Origin of the sequence: Flagellimonas sp. HMM57, from assembly GCF_021390175.1 — a bacterium.
GTDB lineage: Bacteria > Bacteroidota > Bacteroidia > Flavobacteriales > Flavobacteriaceae > Flagellimonas.
The window spans coordinates 4,091,037-4,111,209 of record NZ_CP090004.1 but is presented as its reverse complement, the minus strand read 5'-3'; the positions used below and the strand labels follow the sequence as shown (position 1 = coordinate 4,111,209).

Annotated in this window: 17 protein-coding genes and 1 tRNA gene; 11 read left to right on the top strand and 7 right to left on the bottom strand. The window is 37.0% G+C overall.

What is annotated here, in order from left to right; all coding sequences use genetic code 11:
• Positions 1–91 precede the first annotated feature (91 nt).
• The gene (locus LV716_RS18250; RefSeq protein WP_163419209.1) at positions 92–1,066 is read right to left on the bottom strand and encodes an aldose epimerase family protein; all 975 of its coding nucleotides are present in this window, start codon (positions 1,064–1,066) and stop codon (positions 92–94) included.
• Between the two features lie 409 nt (positions 1,067–1,475).
• On the opposite strand from LV716_RS18250, the gene LV716_RS18245 reads away from it, so the two are divergent.
• The 5 genes from LV716_RS18245 to LV716_RS18225 all read left to right on the top strand — a co-directional run bounded on the left by LV716_RS18245 (position 1,476) and on the right by LV716_RS18225 (position 8,421).
• Positions 1,476–2,396, top strand: a complete 921-nt coding sequence (locus LV716_RS18245; protein WP_163419208.1) for an AraC family transcriptional regulator — start codon at positions 1,476–1,478, stop codon at positions 2,394–2,396.
• Positions 2,397–2,590: 194 nt separating this feature from the next.
• A tRNA-Arg gene (locus tag LV716_RS18240) sits at positions 2,591–2,664 on the top strand.
• A gap of 570 nt (positions 2,665–3,234) precedes the next feature.
• The gene (locus LV716_RS18235) at positions 3,235–3,732 is read left to right on the top strand and encodes an AraC family transcriptional regulator (RefSeq protein ID WP_163419207.1); all 498 of its coding nucleotides are present in this window, start codon (positions 3,235–3,237) and stop codon (positions 3,730–3,732) included.
• 410 nt (positions 3,733–4,142) lie between these two features.
• Positions 4,143–6,962: a TonB-dependent receptor domain-containing protein gene (locus LV716_RS18230; protein WP_163419206.1), complete on the top strand. Its 2,820-nt coding sequence runs from the start codon at positions 4,143–4,145 to the stop codon at positions 6,960–6,962.
• Between the two features lie 10 nt (positions 6,963–6,972).
• Complete coding sequence (locus tag LV716_RS18225; protein WP_163419205.1) at positions 6,973–8,421, top strand: hypothetical protein; 1,449 nt, start codon at positions 6,973–6,975, stop codon at positions 8,419–8,421.
• A gap of 86 nt (positions 8,422–8,507) precedes the next feature.
• Here LV716_RS18225 and LV716_RS18220 read toward each other — a convergent pair whose 3' ends face one another.
• The gene (locus LV716_RS18220; protein ID WP_163419204.1) at positions 8,508–9,203 is read right to left on the bottom strand and encodes a hypothetical protein; all 696 of its coding nucleotides are present in this window, start codon (positions 9,201–9,203) and stop codon (positions 8,508–8,510) included.
• A gap of 388 nt (positions 9,204–9,591) precedes the next feature.
• Here LV716_RS18220 and LV716_RS18215 point away from each other — a divergent pair, with 388 nt between their 5' ends.
• The 5 genes from LV716_RS18215 (at position 9,592) to LV716_RS18195 (ending at position 14,534) form a co-directional block, all read left to right on the top strand.
• Complete coding sequence (locus LV716_RS18215; RefSeq protein WP_163419203.1) at positions 9,592–10,707, top strand: hypothetical protein; 1,116 nt, start codon at positions 9,592–9,594, stop codon at positions 10,705–10,707.
• A 123-nt stretch (positions 10,708–10,830) separates the two neighbouring features.
• On the top strand, positions 10,831–12,453 hold the full coding sequence (locus tag LV716_RS18210) for a sodium:alanine symporter family protein (protein WP_163419202.1): 1,623 nt from the start codon (positions 10,831–10,833) through the stop codon (positions 12,451–12,453).
• Positions 12,454–12,553: 100 nt separating this feature from the next.
• Positions 12,554–13,075, top strand: coding sequence for a 5'(3')-deoxyribonucleotidase (locus tag LV716_RS18205; RefSeq protein ID WP_163419201.1), 522 nt, complete (start codon positions 12,554–12,556; stop codon positions 13,073–13,075).
• 8 nt (positions 13,076–13,083) lie between these two features.
• Positions 13,084–13,809: a prolyl oligopeptidase family serine peptidase gene (locus LV716_RS18200; RefSeq protein ID WP_163419200.1), complete on the top strand. Its 726-nt coding sequence runs from the start codon at positions 13,084–13,086 to the stop codon at positions 13,807–13,809.
• On the top strand, positions 13,809–14,534 hold the full coding sequence (locus tag LV716_RS18195) for a M15 family metallopeptidase (protein WP_370637452.1): 726 nt from the start codon (positions 13,809–13,811) through the stop codon (positions 14,532–14,534). The genes LV716_RS18200 and LV716_RS18195 overlap by 1 nt, the downstream gene beginning before the upstream one ends.
• Here the strand turns inward: LV716_RS18195 and LV716_RS18190 are convergent.
• Genes LV716_RS18190 through LV716_RS18180 form a run of 3 tightly spaced genes read right to left on the bottom strand, consistent with a single transcriptional unit; the run spans position 14,531 to position 17,471 of the window.
• Positions 14,531–15,709 (bottom strand): class I SAM-dependent methyltransferase, encoded by a 1,179-nt coding sequence (locus tag LV716_RS18190; RefSeq protein WP_163419198.1) that lies wholly within the window; start codon positions 15,707–15,709, stop codon positions 14,531–14,533. The genes LV716_RS18195 and LV716_RS18190 overlap by 4 nt on opposite strands.
• Positions 15,710–15,716: 7 nt before the next feature.
• Positions 15,717–16,817, bottom strand: coding sequence for an AI-2E family transporter (locus tag LV716_RS18185; protein WP_163419197.1), 1,101 nt, complete (start codon positions 16,815–16,817; stop codon positions 15,717–15,719).
• 3 nt (positions 16,818–16,820) lie between these two features.
• Complete coding sequence (locus tag LV716_RS18180; protein ID WP_163419196.1) at positions 16,821–17,471, bottom strand: DUF4159 domain-containing protein; 651 nt, start codon at positions 17,469–17,471, stop codon at positions 16,821–16,823.
• 39 nt (positions 17,472–17,510) lie between these two features.
• On the opposite strand from LV716_RS18180, the gene LV716_RS18175 reads away from it, so the two are divergent.
• On the top strand, positions 17,511–18,296 hold the full coding sequence (locus LV716_RS18175; RefSeq protein ID WP_163419195.1) for a thioredoxin family protein: 786 nt from the start codon (positions 17,511–17,513) through the stop codon (positions 18,294–18,296).
• On the opposite strand, the gene LV716_RS18170 is transcribed toward LV716_RS18175, so the two are convergent.
• Positions 18,293–18,997 carry a 16S rRNA (uracil(1498)-N(3))-methyltransferase gene (locus LV716_RS18170; RefSeq protein WP_163419194.1) on the bottom strand — a complete coding sequence of 235 codons (705 nt, stop codon included), beginning with the start codon at positions 18,995–18,997 and terminating at the stop codon, positions 18,293–18,295. The genes LV716_RS18175 and LV716_RS18170 overlap by 4 nt on opposite strands.
• Before the next feature lie 80 nt (positions 18,998–19,077).
• Entirely contained in the window at positions 19,078–20,106 is a 1,029-nt protein-coding gene (tsaD, locus tag LV716_RS18165) for a tRNA (adenosine(37)-N6)-threonylcarbamoyltransferase complex transferase subunit TsaD (RefSeq protein ID WP_163419193.1), read from the bottom strand.
• Between the last annotated feature and the right edge of the window lie 67 nt (positions 20,107–20,173).

Genomic DNA, 20,173 nt, shown 5'->3' with positions numbered 1-20,173 from the left:
AATACAAAAAAATCAAATTGCTCCAATGCTTTGGCCAGAAGGCATCATTTGTCATAGGATTTTTTATAAATCATAAGTTACTTTAAACTACTTATTTCAAGGTAAAATCAAATACCGTTTCGTTTAGGTAAGTTGAACCTGGCAAAAGTTTACTAGATGGAAATGTCTCGTTATTTGGTGCATCTGGATAATTCTGGGCTTCAAAACATATGGCAGGGAATCTTTCAAATTCTGCGTGTTCATAATAGCTTAACTCAGGAAGTTGTTCTGGGGTGTAGATGACAATGGCGGGCTGGTTGGTAAAGACTTTCATGTAAAGACCGCTCTTTTTAGACCAAAGGGATGCTGCCTTTAGTGATTTGTTCAGAATAAAAGTATCATCAAGACCAGCAAAACCAGAATTTTCCATTTCTGATAAATCGTTATAATCGAATCTCGTATCTTTTGATGGGTTGATTTTGCCTGTAGGAATTGTTTTTTCGTCTACATCTATATAATGGTCGCTGTTGACTTTTAAATATTGACCTAGAATTGTATCATTTCCACTAAGGTTAAAGTAAGAGTGGTTAGTCAAATTGACCACTGTTGTTTTATCTGTTGTTGCGGTATAGCTAATTTTAACGGCATTTGATTCCAATAGTTGGTATGTAACCTCGACCTTTAGATTTCCAGGATAGTTTTCTTCTAAGTGCTTGCTCTCATAAGAAAGCACAACATAAGGATTTCTATGGGTTCCTATTTTTTTTACGGTCCAATATTTTTTATCGAATCCACATTTTCCTCCATGCAAGTGGACCCCATCGGTATGGTGCAAGGCAAATTCATCCCCCTCTAAATTAAAGCTCCCATTTGAAATTCTACCGGCATACCTACCAATGGTAGTGCCTAAGTAAAGCTGATGGTTTTGGTATTCTTGCGAGGCGTAATGTTCATGATTATCCAATCCGACCACAACATTGGTCAATCCATTATCTTTATTTGGAACTTTAAGCGAAACCAAGGTTGCTCCATAGTCGCACACCTGCAACTCCATGCCTTGGGAATTTGTTAATTTCACTAGTTCCATATGATTTCTTTATTTCTCATTATTGTTGTGCAGCCTATCGTATAAGTCTTGAGTCTGAAGTGTTTTATGCTTTACTGGCAGTATCGCTTAAACACAATCTAGTATCGATTTTTTTAAACATAGTAAACCTTGTGCTGTTTCTGGGTTTACATGACAAAAATACCCCTATGTTTTATGTAATGATGTTAAAGGTGTGGCATAATATGATATGATTGATGCAAAGATAAGTTCATGTAAAGTTTAAAAACTAAAATATCATAATTGTTATAATGGATATTTACCTATACTTTTTATGATTTTGAATACGAATGAACAAAAAATTTAGTTTGTATGTTCAATGAATCAAAAAATTGGACGCAACCACTTGCCTTTTATTGAATCCTTAAAAAAAACTAAGCCGAACTCGATTATGTCAATAAATTATGACGACAAATTTTACAATCACTATCAACAAAAAGAGTTTGAACTTCCTCCTCACTATTCTAAGCATGAAAACTTCTTGATGCGTTTTAAAGCTTGTTTTGAACATCATGAGTTTGTTGAGAACGCCACCATAGTTGCGCTTTTTAAAGAGGGAAGTGGGGTTTTCCAAAGGAATGGGCAACGTTTAAATGTTGAAAAGGATAGTTTTTTTGTTTTAAATCCAAACGAAGGTTGGGAGTTTTTTAATGAAGAGAACAGCTATATGGACGTTTTGAGTTTTGGTATTACTAAAGATTTTAGTTCAAGTTTCTCGTATTATTTAAAGACAAAGAATGAATCAATATTGGATAACCCATTTGATTCAATAAAGGATATGAACTTCTTTTTGGAAAAACCTTTGTTTTCGGATTACTATTCCTCGGGTAAGCTGCTCAAACATATATACGATTTGAGCAATGATTATGAATTTGAATTTTTATGCCCTGAAGAACTTACCATAGAGGTGTTGAAATCAATATATAAAGAGCAGTTGTTGGGAAATAAAATAGTGAATAACATTAAGGTCAAAAAAGCATCAACAAAGAAAGAAACATTAAAAAGGTTATTGATCGCTTATGAGTTTATTCATGACAATATTCAAAAACATATATCAATAGATCAATTATCATATATCTCTAGCTTGTCCAAATTCCATCTCTATGACTCTTTCAAAACAGCATTTGGAAAGACACCGCATCAATACATCAATAGGTTAAAAATTTCTAAAGCTAAAGAAGCACTTCACAAGAAAGATTTATCGGTTACCGAGATATCTGACTTTTTTGGATTTAGCGACCTTAGTGTATTTAGCAAAGTTTTTAAAAAAGCATATGGTAATCCACCTTCTTACTATTTGGAGAAAAATTAACATTAGTTACTCCAAACCCCAGTACATTGTTTATAAACGGTTGATCAAAAAAACATATCATTAAACTACCAATAAAACGTTTATAAATGTTCTGGCCGACTTGGGAAATACTATTTTTTTGATAAATACTAGTATTTGGGTTTATTTAATTGGACATTATTTAATGTTAATTGTATATTTGCACCCGCAAAATAGGTCGCGTAGCTCAGCTGGATAGAGCATCTGCCTTCTAAGCAGACGGTCATAGGTTCGAATCCTATCGCGATCACGGTATAAAAGGCTCCCATCTTTACGGGAGCCTTTTTTGTTTTAAGTCTTACAAAAAGAGTTCTCAAAAATCAATATAAAAAGCTTTCCTCACTGAAGTAAATAATTTTTTGCAGTTAGACAAGGATATGTGAAGTACTGATTAATGATTATGAAAACTATGTTAAATTGATTGAATGAACTTTAAAAATGATTTTTTGACAAATAAGTGATGAAGTTATCTAATAGATTTGAATGACATTACATCAATTTTATGCGAACAGTTTCAAACAACAATCAGATAAAAAGTACAATATCCTATTCCTAAATACCTATTAGGAGGTTTTGGAAACATAAAAGTAGGGTTATGCTCAAACCAACTTACATTTTTACAGAAGCATGTTTTTTGAATTCTTATTGACTTGGAAATAAATATGTCGTTAAGTAGAAGTATCAAAAATAGCTATACAACTTTTCAATATGTTCATGGAACTCAAGCATTATTTGGAAAAAGAAGGCAAGAATGGAATGGTGGAATACGGATACTTTAATAGTAATATCTATAGTACAGTTATGTTTAACTCAAATTATTTTGATTCTAATTCTCATTAGAGGTAACTTTTTTATCAAGAAAAAAGAAAAGAACCCTTTATCAAAGAATACCAATGTTACCAAACCCTTATCAAAGACTAAATATAAGAATAGTGGTTTGACCACAGATTTGGCGAATGATTTTAAAGTTAAGCTTGTTGAGCTTATGAAGAAAAACAAGCTGTATCAAAACCCAAACTTGAGGTTGAATGATGTAGCCTTGAAATTAGGAATTTCAGTACATCAAACATCACAAATAATAAATCAAAGGTTTGGTCAAGATTTTAACACTTTTGTTAATACGTATAGAGTGGCGGAAGCAATAAGACTTTTCAGGATAAATGAAAACCCCAGTATTGGAGAAGTTTTGTTCGAGGTCGGATTTAATAATAAAGCCACTTTCAATAAGGCCTTCAAAAATTATGTCAATATGACCCCTACAGAATTTATTGAAGCGTCCAACAACAAAAATAAAGTACACCTCTTTCCCAGTAATTGAATAAACTATTTTCTGATAGTTTTTTGATATATATTATCATTTATTTCTCTTATCATTTATCCTTAAGATTTAGAGTGTATCTCTTTTTGTAAGGTTAGTTTCAAATACCTTTTCCAAATTTGAGATGTTCGGTTTTAAACTGTTTGATTAATTGAAATAATAGGTAAATAATTATCGGGATAGTGTAAAACACCTATAATTATAAACTTCCAGACCTATTTCTTTCCCTTTTTTTGTTGCTGCAAATTTGAAACGTAGAGTGGTACGATGTCGGTACTGAAAAAATTTAGGGAATTACATTTTGTTCTCATTTTTAGAAGGTATTTTTTGAATTAGTCACCAATTGACAGCTGCCACTCTACAAATTCAAACAACTAACTTATTTAATAACTAACACTCAATTTTAATGTATGAGAAGTAAAATTTTTTTATTTACAATTTTCTTATTGTTGTTCTCCTTTACGACAATAAATGCGCAAGGAGATGTACGCTCCGGCACGGTGACAGATCAAAGTGGTTTGCCGCTTCCTGGGGTCTCAGTGGTTGTAGATGGTACTACCAATGGTACCCAAACCGATTTTGATGGAAACTATATGATTTCTGTTGAGACGGGTCAAGTATTACGTTTTAGTTACATCGGTCAAAAAACAGTCGTTAGAACAGTAACTGGTTCTAGCGTTATCAATGTGCAAATGGAAGAGGATGCGCAGGCTTTGGAAGAAGTTATCGTTACAGGTCAAGGTGCGGGAATCCAGAGAAGAAAGCTATCTACTACGGTCGATGTCCTTACCGAAGATAAGATAGATCAACTCCCTGCAAACCAAATAGACCAATTGCTTCAGGCTACAGCGCCCAGTGCACAGATTAGATTGAGCTCTGGACAGCCGGGAACAGCATCTATTATTAGGACAAGAGGACCAATTTCGGCCGCGTCTTCCTCTACACCGGTGATCATCGTGGACGGTGTCAGGGTCGATAATTTGAACTCCAATGCACAATTAGGCCTTGACACAGGTGGTGCGAACGTTTCTGCCTTAGCAGATATACCTGTTGAGTCCATTGAACGGATCGAGTACATTAAAGGTGGTGCGGCTACCACATTATATGGTGCTGATGCAGCAAATGGTATCATTCAGATTATCACAAAAAAGGGAAAATCTGGAAAAGGAACCGCCTTTTTTGAAAGTAGGCTTGGTGTTATCAAGGGCACAGAAGATTTTTTAAAGTATAAGCGGACCGCAGAAGCCATTTTTCAACCAGGCTTTTCTCAGGAGTATAGAGTGGGCTTTAGCGGTGGTTCCGAGAATTTTACCTATAACTTTGGTGGGAGTTTGTATAAAGATGACGGATTCAATGACTTGAACGAACAAGTCAGAAGGAGCTTTACCTTTGGATTGAGTGCCAAGGTAACGGACAGATTAAAATATCAGGGATCTTTTTCTTACGTAAGTTTTGATTCTAATCTGGATTACAATGCAAATACAAGCTTTTCACGGTTTTCTAATTTTGAAGGTGCAAGTAGGGGGCTCGATTTGGATGAACTCCCCGAAGAAGAATGGATACCTCTAAGGGACAATGCTCGTAGATTAGGGGAACTGGTCGATATAACTGCCAGAACCAGTCGTTTTACAGCATCGAACAAGTTTACGTATGACATAACAAACTCACTACAGGCTAATGCAACTGTAGGTATTGATTTTAGAACTACCGTACAAGAGGGTTTGAACAGTAATGAGTTTTTGGTTGAACTTGGTGATGTGAACCCAGGGACTACTGATCAGGCTGAGTTCACTCGTGCGTTACGTGATAATTTTGTGGTTACTGGGGACATGAATTTTACGCACAGGGCTAATACCGAGAATTTTTCTTTTGTTACCGTCTTTGGTGGACAGTTTTTCAGAACTTCCGATAGGCAAAACCGTCTGGACGGAGAAGGTGGTGTTGACGGTACCAGAAAAATAGACTTCTTTCCAACACAAGCTAGTTTGGATTTTGTATTAGAGAATGCCAACTATGGCCTTTATTTCTTGGAAAATGTAGGGATATACGATGTAGCGTACTTGGAATTTGGTGGACGCTTGGACAGGAGCACCGCTTCCGGTAGCAACACCAAACCGCTTTTATTACCAAAAGTTGGGTTTACCTATAATTTCTCTGATCATGATTTCTATCGGGAAAGCAATATCAGCGATTGGATTTCCAATATTAAGCTAAGGGCCAATTATGGTGAATCCACAAACTTTGCCCAACCTTTTGAGCAAGATAGGACTTTTGAATTGAGTTCGTTTTTGGGTACCCCGGCAATTTCTTTTGCAAATCCAGGCAATGCGGATTTAATATCAGAAACGGTACAGACGACAGAGTTTGGGCTAGAACTTGGTTTCTTTAGAAATAGGTTGAATTTTAGTGGAACCAGGTATGTGGCCAATACCGTGGATGCATTATTTACACCGGTTGCCCCACCTTCCCAAGGGTCACAGAACCAAATCCAAAATCTAGGTAAAGTAGAGAACAAAGGTTGGGAGTTTGAGATGAGGGCCGCAATTCTACAATCGACCAAACACCAAATGAATCTATCTCTATCCTACAATACCAATGAGAACAATGTTGTTGATACTGGCGGTGGAGCACCTTTTGTTGTTGGAGGATTCAATGTGCTGGGCTCTGTTGTAGCCGAAGGTGAAAGTCTTGGGTTTCTTAGGGGAACTGCAGCTGTACTGCAGGATGATGGAACGTATGCTTTTGAGACCAACTCATTTTTAGGAAAGACTTTTGCTCCTAATTTTGGGTCTATAAGCTTTGATTATTCCTTTAATAACAAGTTGAATGTATTCATTACAGGCGACTATCAATTTGGTGGAAAGATTACAGATCTTAGTTTCTTGTTAAGACATATAAGAGGTGTTGATGATACCGGTATACCACAGGAATTGATAGATAGTGGGACCTCTCCATTCAATTACGTGAACTTCTTTGTTTTTGATAACGATTACCTAAAAATCAGGAACATTGGGGCATCCTATGATTTTGGTGACGTACTCAAGCCTTTCTCTAATGTAAGATTTGGAGTAACGGTTACCAATCCGTTCAATTTTACCGCTGGGAATTTTGATCCAGAGGCCACAGGTTCGGGAATTGGTCTTCAAAATGGTTTTTCCAGTGGAGGATTTGCTTACGGAACCGAGTCCGCCCCAAGGATTTATATGAGCTCTTTAAAGTTTCAGTTTTAAAAAATTAGATATGAAAAAAATAACATTGATAGTAGGTACGGTTCTTATTTTTGCTAACTGTACCGATGAATTTAGTAGTGTAGTTGACTTCACTAAGATTGAGAATCCAACTTTATCGGAGAATTCTGTTGTTGGACAGCCCAACTCTTCATTGGTGTGGCTCGATGGTATAAAGCGAAATATGGCCTTTGTTTATAACGAGTTATTGATGTTATCCGAATTGGGCTCGGACAACTATGTAAATACACAAACATTCTTTAACCAGTTCATGGATAACCTCGACTTGCAGCCAGCCGATCCCGATTTGAGGGATGCAACAAGGGAAATTGCCAGGTTACGGGAAATGGCGCTGTTTGGTTTGGAGGAAGTTGGGCCCGGGGATTCCGAGTATGCTACCGAAACAGAGGCAGATTACAACTATTATTTGGGTCTTTCCTACATGTATGCTGGAATGTATTTCCCAGCTTTGCCCCAAGAACCGCTTGGACCTGCCATACCTGCGCGCCAAAATTACTTGGATGCCATCACAGCTATTGATATCGCTATTGAATTGAATCCGGGTCAGACCAGATACTTTATGGCCAAATCCAGAATACATTATTATTTGGGAAATAAAGCTGAAGCGGTTGCTGCTGCAAATGCAGCATTGGCAATAGATGGCGCATTTGACAACGTTGTAAATTTTGATGAAGATGCGCCAATTAATGTTCCCGATGGAACGAATCCAAGTAATGTATTTGAAACCGCATTGTACGAAAGAGCAACTTTTGATGACTTACAACCACTACCAACATTGGATTTTCTTGATCCCAAATACTCATTTCTATCCCCAGGTGAAGATCCTCCGGTCCATTATTTAAAAGCAGAGGAGGCGTTATTGATTTTGGCGGAAGCTAATCTATCTGACAATAATGTTGCTGAAGCTCGGCAAAACTTAACAGATTTATTGGCTCTCATCGATACTAGGGAAGTTCGTAGTATTGATGATTCCATTGAAGCTAGAAGCGAGGTGGACCCAGGTGGTAGACCAGATAATACCAATGTAGTAGTAAATGGAAGGCCAAATCTGGTTTTGGATAGACAGAACGGTAATGTTTCCATACCTTCAGTTTCCGGAACTTCGCTTACAGCAGATGATATCGCAAGTTTGAGCGCTGATGATGCAGGATTGGCGTTGTTGTATAGGACTCGGCAAGAAGTTTTTATTGCCGAAGGACTTCGTTTTGTTGATATGGGTCTAAAACTTATCATTGATGAAAATGAAGTACTGCTTAACGATAATATTTCTGAGACAGATTTGGGGGCAGCTATTTTATTGCCTCCCTTCATTTCTTCCGTTGCCGATGATTTGGATGCTGTAACGTACGACGCCGAAGCAGGTGTTGCAACCACAGCAATAGATGTAACGGAAATTTTAGTTGAAAATAAAACTTCTGATTTTGTTCTGCCATTTCATTAAAAATGAGTGACATAAGTAAAAAGGGCCCTGTAGTTACAGGGCCTTTTTTTATTTTTGAAAATAAAAACGTGAAATGCCTATAGTTATTAAGGCAAATCTTTACTATTGAACTGCCTAAATATTTCGATCAAATCACCTTCTTTTTTATAAGAAAGTTTGTTTTTCTTCGCAAAACTTTTGGTGTCGTTGTCAATTAATTGTGCTATTTCATTTTTGCTTTTTGGTAATGGATTAAAAACATCTCCCTCTTTCTTGTAGTATAGATTTGAAGTAATCTTGATTTTATCTTTATTTTCTATCCCCAATAGCGCTGCATCTGTGGCCGCTTTGATAATTTTGGCACTGTAATATTTGATAAGGTTGATTTTTCCCTTTGTCAATTGTTCTGCAAAAACTGTTTTTACGGTATTGGGAGCTTTAAACGGAACAAAGATTTTACCTCCAATTTTCACTTCTATATTAGTGACTGGTTTTAAGGCAATAATCTTTTCCTCTTTGGCTATTTCTATTTCTTTTGTGTATGTATTAAATCGTGCTACAAGATTTACTTTTTTCTTTTTGTTGTGGTCATAAATCACAGTTGGGGTCCAATCCTCCTGTAAATAAGGAGATCCTTCTGTTCCTTCTATTGAATTTGCCGAAACTCTTAGGACCATCCCAGAAGAACTTTGCTCGTATTGATAGGTTGCATCTTCTTCATAAGTATAAGAAGCTGCTTGAGAATGACAAAAAGTTGAGGCAAAGGAAAGTACTACAATAGTTCTTGTTTTAATTTTTTTCATTTAAAATAGTTTAAGAGGATAAAATGGTTTTATGAATTGAAGTATATAAGCAATAACACTATGTTTTGTTCTTTAAAATCAGTTGTTTGAGTGAGTATTGCTATATATTATATGTAGTTATTAAGATACGAAAATTTTATGCTCTTTTAAAGCGAAATCAGCAACTTTTTTATGATTAAAAACCCGTATCTGTGAGAAGTAATATAAATAGCTATTTAAAAAACTATCATGTTTGATACATGGTTGTTAAGTACAAAACCAATTGGTAATCATTCGACTTCAAAATACTGAATTGAATTGTAGAGATGATAACATTTCAACCTCTTTTTTCAAAAAATACTACTACTCATTTTGTCTATATTTGGAAAAGTATCTACTAGACCGTTGTATGTTTTTGATTTTGGTGTTGCCTTTACAGGTAAAAAATGAAGTACTCTCATTCTACGGATGGTGGCAATTCGTTGTATGCCTTTTTGCATTTTTGGCGTTAATTGCCATTTGGTGGCATATTGGTAAAAAGCAAAATGATGTTGGACAGGTTTGGTTGGCACTTTCTATTTTGTGCTGGAGTATATCGGGCTTAGTGGAAGTGTATTATGCTGGTTCAGAAATAGATACTACGGTTGCAATAGACGGTTGGCGCAGTATTTTGTCTTTGTTCAATAGTCTTTTTATTTTACTGGCGCTCCCGTGGTTTCGATATTTGCCCAAGCCTATCGGACATATTATAAAGTCCAATTATTGGGTATACATTGTGGGCATTCCTTTCTTATTTTCAATACTCCCCACCATAAATAAAATGATTTCGGGGAAGGTAATGGGCATTATTAATGAACTTGATGTATACTATGCGGTCTTGACCTTACTTTTTTTGGGTTATGTTTTATGGGAATCTTTTGCAAAACGCAGACTCAAAGCATTGGCTTGGTTATCATTGGTATGTATTCTATTGACCTTATTGGCACAATTTTATAAGCTCACAGGTTCTTACATAAATCTTACACTGTTTTCGGCAATTTTTAAAACGTCCCTTATCATGTTGTTCTTCGCTTTGGCTTTAAGTTGGGTAAAAGAATTGGCAGAAAATGTAATTCCCAGTGCGGAATTTTTGTACATGACATTTAGAAAAGAAAAGAATGCTAATGGAAAAATTAAGAATGTTGTCTCATTCAAAGGTTTTCCGGGAGATGCTGTTAGAAAAGTGGTTTTGACACCAGCTTCTTATGAATTGCTTCTAAAATTTGCGGAACGGAAGAAGGGCGATACCGATGATTGGCTGGAAATTAAGCCTAAAGGAGACACATTTAATGGTAAAAAATTTGATATCAATGATTACAATGAAATCAAACGTTTGCTCAATAGTTTGTTGGATGGCATCTTTGGTAAAGAGAATTGGACTAGAAACCATCACCTAAATCCCTTGAAAAATACGCTTTTTGAAATGTCCGAAAAGAGAGCGCGTAAAATACGTTTGGCAATTCCTATTGATAATATATCCCTGTAAATAAAGGAGATATGAAAAACATGTCAGTAAGTTGGTTACTGACATTTTTAATTTTTTTCAGACCAATTCAATCTGGAAAAAATATAAACCGCACTTTGCTTTCAAAATCAAAACCAACCGATTATGAGTTTGAAGCACAAGCGATTGCTAACCTTTGTAACACTTTTTGTAATTCCTTTAATTACCAAAGCAGCATCCAAAGGTTTGGACCAGCGTGTAAATGATGCGTTTATGCCATTTGCAATATGGTGGGAAAATCTTGTTTTTACAGAATTGAACCTTTTTGGATTGAGTATTCCATTGGTTCTTATATTGTTGCTATCTGGAGCTACTTTTTTTACCATTTATTTCGGATTCATCAACATAAGGCACTTTCCAACAGCAATCAAAGTAGTAAGGGGAAAGTATGATGAGTTTGAACATATGGTTTCGAATTCGACTATAACTGCTGGCAATACATCTGAAGCAATTCAAGACGACGAACATCATGGCGAGGTAAATCACTTTCAGGCATTGGCCACCGCGGTATCCGGTACTGTAGGATTGGGAAATATTGCAATGGTAGCGGTAGCCATTTCCATTGGAGGGCCGGGAGCTACATTCTGGATGGTGATTGCTGGACTTTTGGGCATGTCCTCAAAATTTGTTGAGTGTACATTGGGTGTAAAATATAGGGATATTGATAAACAGGGGAATGTGTACGGAGGCCCTATGTATTATCTGTCTAGAGGACTAAAAGAGAAAGGATTCAAAAATTTGGGGAGGTTGTTGGGAGCCATATTCGCCGTAATGTGCATTGGTGCTTCGTTTGGAGGAGGCAACGCATTCCAGACCAATCAGGCTGCTGCACAGATCGTGTCAAGATTTGGGTTGCAAGGTCCATCATCTGGGAGTATTGTAGGTATTATTTTTGCGGTAATGGTCGGGATTGTGATTATTGGAGGCATCAAGCGAATTTCCAAGGTTACCGAAAAGATTGTGCCGCTAATGGCGTTTCTATATGTTGCTGCAGCATTATTTATTATTTTTTCCAATATTGATTATGTCGGTGCTGCTTTTCAATTAATTTTTGATGAAGCTTTTACACCAAGAGCTACCATTTCTGGAGGATTTATAGGGGTGATGATACAAGGTTTTCGTAGAGCCGCTTTTTCTAATGAAGCTGGTGCAGGTTCAGCCGCAATCGCCCATTCAGCAGTAAATACAAAGTTTGCCGCATCTGAAGGGTTGGTTGGACTTTTAGAACCCTTCATAGATACCGTGATCATTTGTACCATAACGGCAATCGTGATTATTATGTTCAATATGGATGGGGCTTTTGCATATGGTGATGTAGTTAATGGAGAAGCCTTGATGGCAAATGGCGAAAGAATAGGAGGGGTTAACTTAACTTCTATGGCTTTTGAAAGTGCCATTCCGGGGTCTTCCTATATTTTGGTTTTGGCAGTGGTACTTTTTGCCTTTTCCACAATTTTATCATGGTCCTACTATGGACTTCAGGCATGGAAATATCTATTTGGTAGAGGCTTGTGGATTGATTTGAGCTACAAGATTATATTTTTGATTTTTACGATTCTTGGGGCTGCCGTTACCATGGATGCAGTAATCAAGTTTTCCGATGCCATGATTTTAGCTCTGGTTTTCCCCAATATTATTGGTCTGTTTTTTCTATTTCCAAAGGTTAAAATAGAACTGGTCAAATATTTGAAAATAATCAAGGAAAAAAAGCAACACAAAGCTATCTGAAGAAAATCAACATCGATTAAAGTTAATTTGCGGTTATATTTTCCTGTTTAGTTTGCAGATACGAGAGTATTTTATTTCTTCGAAATTCTAAATTCGAAGCATGACAATATTTGTAGATATGGATGAAGTGTTGGCGGACACTTACGGCGCACACATAGAATTATATAATAAAGAGTTTAACGGGAATTTGAAAGTTGAGGAATGTATGGGTAAGGAAGTATGGCAATGCGTGCCCGAAGCCCATCAAAAGAGTGTAAGGAATCATGCTCGTCGAGATGGTTTTTTTACCAATTTAAAAGTAATTCCAGACAGTCAAAAAGTTATGGAGGCGCTGAGTAAGGAACATGAGGTTTATATAGCTTCAGCAGCTATGCAATTTCCAAATTCCCTCAAAGAAAAATCAGATTGGTTAGATGAGTTTTTTCCCTTTATTTCTTGGCAAAAACGTATTCTTTGTGGTGATAAGCATATTTTAAAAGGAGATGTCCTTATCGATGACCGTAGTTATAACCTGGAAAGTTTTATGGGAAAATCTATTATTTTCACATCGCCCCACAATATAAATACCCAAGGTTTTGACCGTGCTGATACATGGAAGGCCATCGCGGACAAACTTTTGTAACTTTGACCATGAAAATACCCCATCTACTACGTAAAGCGTTCTTTTTATGCGCTCTTTTTTTGATGCAAGGTTGCACCGCACAATCACAACTTGTAAATGACGAATTAGAGACCGTTACCACGGAAAACCTTAAATATTACCTATATTATCCAGAAGGGTATGAAACTGATAATGAGGAAGGTTTTGGCTTGTTACTTTTTTTGCACGGAGGGGGAGAATCTGGAGGAGAACTGGAAGAAATTAAAAAGAATGGTCCCCCAAAATTATTGGTTGAAGGAAAACAGTTTCCTTTTTTAATATTGGCGCCCCAAAATCCATATAGGCGAAAATGGTGGAACACCGAAGCTATTATTAAACTCTTGGATTCTGTAGTCGAAACCAATAATGTGGATAAAAAACGAATTTATTTAACAGGCTTGAGCAGAGGTGGAGGTGCAGCGTGGGAGTTGGCAACGCAATATCCCAAAAAATTTGCTGCGATGGCCGTTGTGTGCGGTATGGCACCTTTACCCTATGCACATTGGATCAATAAAAAAATGCCCATTTGGGTGTTTCACGGGGATAAAGACGAAGTAATCCCCGTTGAGGAGTCGGACAAAATGGTCGCAAAGCTCAAGGAAATGAACTATGATGTTCGTTATACACGATACAAAGATGTGGGCCACAACTCTTGGAGTAGGGCATATACCACCCAAGCCTTATACGATTGGATGGCGCAACAAAAACTAAAATGATGTATAAGTATTTTTTTTTATTTCTTATTGTGTACTGTTTTTCGTGTAAACAGAAAAATAACAATGAGCCCGTGAGCTTAGTCTTGCCAAGTACAGATAGTTTATCAGAAGTAGTAACGGATTCAATAGTTGAGGAAGTTCAAGAACAACCATTAAGATCTTTCGAGGGATTGGCCGACACAACTTTTGTAAGACTGGCCGATTTTAGTCACGATTTTGCATATGATATGCGTTATGCAACAGAAAACAACTTTCTAAAGGCAAAAGTTTATGAATGTGCCGAATGTTACACGAGGGTAAAAACGGCTAAAGCCCTAATCGAAGCGAGTAAGAGCTTTATGGAAAAAGGAGTGAAAATCAAGTTTTTTGATTGTTATAGACCAAATTCCGTACAGTACAAAATGTGGAAGATTGTCCCAAATCCGCAATATGTGGCCAACCCTGTAAAAGGATCCATACATAATAAAGGAGGTGCCGTGGATATTACCTTGGTGAATTTGGAAGGTAAGGAGTTGGATATGGGCACAGACTTTGATTTCTTTGGAAAAAGGGCGTATCACGACAATCTAGATTTACCCGAAACAGTTTTAAACAATAGAAAACTATTAAAGGAAACTATGGAATCCCATGGTTTTTGGTCCATTAGAACCGAATGGTGGCACTACAATCTATCAGCGGGTTCCAATGATAAAATAGCTAATTTTAGATGGGAATGCGAGGATTAGGCCCTTTTACAGTTTATGATGATGCGTTTTCCATCCATCGCAGTGGTAAAAAATAAGTATGCATCCCCACCATCTTTTATTTTGTGCTTTTTTCGTATTTCCGCTACTGATATTGGGAAATTTCTAATGGTAATATTGGCGTTGTTCAAGCTAAGTTCCTTGATTGATTTTTTTGAATAGGGCAGCACCTTTACGATTTCGAATCTTCTCCCTGGAAAATCGACTAGTTTCTGAGAAGTATACAAATGAGAATGTTGATGCAGTTTTTTCAGTCCAAACCTTTTGCCGACCGATTTAAAGCCCCCAGATTTTAAAATAGCGGAATTGGATTCGTACAGATAGTGTTGTGGATCTCCATATTCTGAAATGATATTTTGCTCTTCATTGAGTTTAAAGCTAAAGATGGCTTCTCTGTCTTGGGTCAGGTTTATCGTTTTGATTGTAATTTCTTCCTCAAAACCATATTCCAAAATGTAAAGAAGTTCTTTTACATCATTGTCTATAGCTACAACGTGAATCTCCTTTACAAATTCCAGCTCTTTCAAGCTTTGTGAAATATCCAAAAGGGGAGAGGTCTTGACCAATATTTGTCGAGTCCTATCAAAAAATAACTTTAGATGAAGGGGAAGGTTGGGCAAGCAATCTTTCAACTTAAATACTTTTCCCAATGTATCATCTCTACGAGATGGATCAATGTAAAGCCAATCAAATCTTTGTTCATTTTTTTCTAGATAATCAATTCCATTTACAGCAATGCATTGGACATTATTTTGACCTAGCATTCGAAAATTATGAGCAGCTATTTCACTTAGTTCTTTGTTAATTTCGCAATGCAAAACAGAATCAATTTTTTTTGAAAAAAAATAGGAGTCCACCCCAAACCCACCGGTCACATCTAGAAGCGTTTTTCCAGTGATGAGGTTTGACTTGTAATGAGCGGTCAACTCAGAACTGGTTTGTTCAATGTTGCGTTTGTTTGGGAAGTAAATAGTATTGGTATCAAACCAGGTCGGCAGTTTACCCTTGCACTTTTTTTTGGATTCCAACTGTTCTGCAAGTTCTTTTTGGGAGATTCCTTTAAAAATAGGCTTTTGCAATAAAACTGACACGATGTCAGTATTCCAATTATTTTTTATAAAATTCTGTACACCAGTATTTAATAGTATTTTATTCAAACTAATACTACAAGTTTTTTGTTAGCTTTTTTACTACTGTATTTTCAGCTAAAAACTCCTTTAAAATCACTTTAATAGCGGTATATCCAGGTACAGCTACTACCATACCTACCACACCAAAAAGTAATCCTGCTATAATAATAACCAGAAAGATTTCTAGCGGATGCGATTTAACACTGGTCGAAAAAATAAAGGGCTGGGAAAAGAAATTATCGACCAATTGTCCAATGACCAAACCAACAAAAACGTAGAGCGCTTTGGGCAAGATTACGGTGCTAAAATCAGACCCTAAAAAGCTCGTCATGGTCAAAATAATCATTACTGCCCCGCCTGCAATCGGTCCCACATATGGGATGATGTTGAACAAGGAACATAAGAACGCAATTACGATGGCATTTTCTACACCTGCAATGAGCAAAGCAATGGTATAAATAACAAAAAGTATAAAGAGCTGAAGCAAAATACCGGCAAAATATCTGGACAGTAATCCATTTATTTTATCAACTGATTTCACTAAATTACTTTCTTTATTTTCTGGAAAAAAGGTCAACATGCCGTTTTGAAAAAGTTTACTGTCCTTTAGAAAAAAGAAAGAAATAAAAAGAACGGAAAAAAGGCCAACACTAAAATCGCTTAATACATTTACAAAGGAGTTCAAGAAGTTGGGAATAAAACCTAAATCCAATCCTTCCAACACATTTTTTTCCAATTTCGAATCTTCAATGAGTGTATTTACACCCGCGGTAGTTGTACCAAAATATTCTAAAATTTGTTGATATAATGTATTTATATTGACCTTCAGGTCTTCAATATCCAGCAGCGAAAGATTTTTGCTTTGTTCGGAAATCAATGGGATGAACAGCGATAAGATGCCTAGAAAAAGCCCTAGCATCAAGACCATGGTCACGATTACCGCAAGGGTGTTCGGGAATTTTAATTTTCTCCTTAAAAAAAGAACAATCGGTCGCCCTAATAAAGCGATTACCGCTGCAATGGCCAAATAGGCGAGAACAGATTGAACTTTAAAAAGAAAATAGCCCAAAAGAACCACGCCAACAATAATGGCTACTGCTCTTAGAATTCCGTTAGCTACAGTTTTGGAAGTCATATATCAACTTTTAAAGGCATACTCAACAATATTTGACCCCATCTGCAGTGCTTTTAAACGGATTTCTTCAGGGTCGTTATGAACAGAAGGGTCTTCCCAGCCATCGCCAAGATCGCTTTCGAACGTGAATAGCAATAGCAGTCGTCCCTCTTCAAAAATGCCCAGGGCTTGAGGTCTTTTGCCATCATGTTCATGAATTTTTGGTAACCCTTCCGGAAACTTGTAGCTCATGTCAAAAATTGGATGGTCCGCTCCAAGTTCCTCTAACTGTTTATTCGGAAATACTTTTTGCACTTCTCTTCTTAAATAAGGTTCCATTCCATAGTTATCATCAATATGCAAAAAACCACCCGATAGCAGATACGTTCTCAAATTATCTGCCTCTTCATTGGAAAAAAAAACATTACCGTGTCCGGTCATATGCAGATAGGGGTATTGAAAAATAGAAACACTGCCTACTTCAACAGTTTTGGGCTTTGGGTTTATTTTAGTACCAATAGAAGTATTGCAAAACCGGATTAGATTGGGCAATGCCGTAGGATTCGAGTACCAGTCCCCACCACCACCGTATTTGAGTACGGCAATCTCCTGTCCTAGACTGGGATATATCACAAAAAAAGTTAAAAAACCGAATAACAAGGTAAGTTGTTTCATGCTGCAACGAATAACCTAATAATCAAAAATACAGTATTCATGTTTAAAAAAGTCATAATTTCTTGTATCGCTCTTCTTGGAATATCTTTAATGGGTTTTTATAACGGAACAAAGAAAAAACCTGTAAAATACGAAACCGATACTGCAGAGAATGTTGAAAATACAGCAGTTATAGTTTTGGAGTTGTTCACTTCTCAGGGATGTTCCAGTTGTCCACCGGCAGATTTACTTCTAGAAAAAGTCAAGGAACAGTATCCAACTGAAGTCTATGCGCTCTCTTACCATGTGGATTATTGGAACTATATAGGTTGGAAAGATCCCTTTAGTAAATCGGTTTACACTAAAAAGCAACGGGATTACAATATAAAATTCAAATCTCGAAGCAACTATACGCCACAATTGGTGGTCAATGGGAACGAACATTTTGTTGGTTCAAATCGATCAAAACTATATTCTAAGATCGATGCCTATAAAAAATTGAAGTCCAGCAATTCAGTATCCTTGGACAAAACGACCATTAAAGGCAATGAGGTAATGTTTAATTATACCATTGATGGAGGGTTGGCCAGTAAACAGTTGAGGGCGGTTTTGGTACTGGATGAACGAACCACATCTGTAAAACGTGGGGAAAACAGGAACAGGGCCTTAAAAAACAGCAACATCGTTGTAATGGAAAAATATGTGGATTTACAATCAAAATTTGGAGTTGCTACTATCGAGATTCCCAGTATTGTAACGCCAAAAGAAAAACTTACCTTAGTGTTACTTGTGGAAAATGATGATTTGACTATTACCGGAGCAGCCAAAATGCGATTAGAACGCTAGTTATTTACTATGGAAACCGTGGTACAGGCAACGATAGCTGCAGTTTCTGTTCGCAAACGGGTCGTTCCCAATGAAACAGGAACAAAGCCTTTGGATTTGGCCTGATCGATTTCTGCTTTCGAAAAATCACCTTCAGGTCCAATCAACATTACGATATTGCTATCAGCAACAGCTTTTCTTTTAAATTCCATTTTTTCACCTTCATCACAATGTGCAATGAATTTGAAGCCTTCCAATTCCTTATCCATAAATTCTTGATAAGAAATTATGGGATTTAGCTTTGGCAAAAAAGTTTGTAAAGATTGTTTCATTGCAGACTGCAGCACACGTTGCATACGCTCTATTTTTAGGACTTTCCGCTCTGAACGTTCGCAGATGATCGGGGTAATCTCATCCACACCAATTTCAGTGGCTTTTTCAAGGAACCATTCGTAGCGGTCGTTCATTTTGGTAGGGGCAACGATTAGATGTAATCGGTAGCGTTTGGGAACACTTTTTATATCCTTTACAATTTGCGCTTTGCAATTTCTTGGGTCTGCAGTAATAATTTTGGCCTCGAACAAATAGCCTTTCCCATTGGTGATCTGCAATAGGTCGCCCTCTTTTTTGCGCAATACCTTAACAATGTGCTTGCTTTCTTCCGGAGTAAAGAAGAACTGCTTAAAACTGTTGTCCAATGAGGGGTTGAAAAAGAGTTGCATGTGATAATGATTACTTTAGCGAAATTTTAATATGTATTTCTAAGTTAAGTTACTGGGAAAGTTTGACAATTGGTAATAAATCAACTGCCTATTGCATATCTTGCCTTTGCAGCTACATTCTGTTCGGTAAAATCAGCTTCTAAAAACTTAAGATATCCCACAATTCCTATCATGGCTGCATTATCCGTACAATACTCAAATTTTGGTACATAGGTTTGCCAATCCAACTTTTCTTCGGCCTCTTTCAGTCTTTCACGAATTCCAGAATTTGCCGCTACGCCACCACCTATGGCTACCTGTTTTATGCCAGTTTGCGTTACGGCTAGTTGAAGTTTGTCCATCAAAATTTCTAAAATAGTGTACTGCACGGAAGCACAGATATCATGGAGGTTTTCTTCAATAAAATTTGGATTTTTTTTGGTCTCCCGTTGTAAAAAATAAAGAATTCCTGTTTTCAGCCCACTAAAACTAAAATTGAGACCATCTACTTTTGGTTTGGTAAATTGAAAGGCGTTAGGATTGCCAAGTTGCGCATATTTGTCTATCAACGGTCCTCCGGGATAGGGCAATCCGAGTAATTTTGCACTCTTATCAAAAGCTTCACCAACTGCATCGTCCAAGGTTTCCCCTAAAACTTCCATGTCAAAATAATGACTGACTTTAACGATTTGTGTGTGCCCGCCACTAATGGTCATGCCCAAAAAGGGGAACTTGGGAGCTGCTTTGCCTTCGTCAACAATAAAATGGGCCAATAGATGTGCTTCCATATGGTTCACTTCTATTAGAGGAATATCCAGTCCTAAAGAAAGTGATTTTGCGAAAGAAGTCCCTACCAGTAAAGAACCCATTAGTCCAGGACCTCTGGTAAAAGCTATGGCAGATAGTTGTTTTTTATCGATATTTGCGTGGGCCAAGGCTTGGTGTACCACGGGAACAATATTTTGTTGATGTGCCCTGGATGCAAGTTCGGGGACAACACCTCCATACTGCTCGTGTATTTCTTGTCTGGCCACCACATTGCTTAACACTTTGGTATTGCATAAAATTGCAGCCGAAGTATCATCGCAAGAAGACTCTATCGCAAGAATATAAATATTTTTATGTGCCACAGGTTTTGGAACAAAAATTGGTTAAGCAAAGGTAAAACATAAAAGCCCTATCAGAAAACTAAGGAAA

Coding starts and splice junctions, on each gene's coding strand:
- LV716_RS18215 (WP_163419203.1), top strand. CDS start 9,592: ATGTTTTTGATTTTGGTGTTGCCTTTACAGGTAAAAAATGAAGTACTC.
- LV716_RS18230 (WP_163419206.1), top strand. CDS start 4,143: ATGAGAAGTAAAATTTTTTTATTTACAATTTTCTTATTGTTGTTCTCC.
- LV716_RS18205 (WP_163419201.1), top strand. CDS start 12,554: ATGACAATATTTGTAGATATGGATGAAGTGTTGGCGGACACTTACGGC.
- LV716_RS18175 (WP_163419195.1), top strand. CDS start 17,511: ATGTTTAAAAAAGTCATAATTTCTTGTATCGCTCTTCTTGGAATATCT.
- LV716_RS18170 (WP_163419194.1), bottom strand. CDS start 18,997: ATGCAACTCTTTTTCAACCCCTCATTGGACAACAGTTTTAAGCAGTTC.
- LV716_RS18200 (WP_163419200.1), top strand. CDS start 13,084: ATGAAAATACCCCATCTACTACGTAAAGCGTTCTTTTTATGCGCTCTT.
- LV716_RS18195 (WP_370637452.1), top strand. CDS start 13,809: ATGTATAAGTATTTTTTTTTATTTCTTATTGTGTACTGTTTTTCGTGT.
- LV716_RS18225 (WP_163419205.1), top strand. CDS start 6,973: ATGAAAAAAATAACATTGATAGTAGGTACGGTTCTTATTTTTGCTAAC.
- LV716_RS18180 (WP_163419196.1), bottom strand. CDS start 17,471: ATGAAACAACTTACCTTGTTATTCGGTTTTTTAACTTTTTTTGTGATA.
- LV716_RS18185 (WP_163419197.1), bottom strand. CDS start 16,817: ATGACTTCCAAAACTGTAGCTAACGGAATTCTAAGAGCAGTAGCCATT.
- LV716_RS18245 (WP_163419208.1), top strand. CDS start 1,476: ATGTCAATAAATTATGACGACAAATTTTACAATCACTATCAACAAAAA.
- LV716_RS18210 (WP_163419202.1), top strand. CDS start 10,831: ATGAGTTTGAAGCACAAGCGATTGCTAACCTTTGTAACACTTTTTGTA.
- LV716_RS18220 (WP_163419204.1), bottom strand. CDS start 9,203: ATGAAAAAAATTAAAACAAGAACTATTGTAGTACTTTCCTTTGCCTCA.
- LV716_RS18250 (WP_163419209.1), bottom strand. CDS start 1,066: ATGGAACTAGTGAAATTAACAAATTCCCAAGGCATGGAGTTGCAGGTG.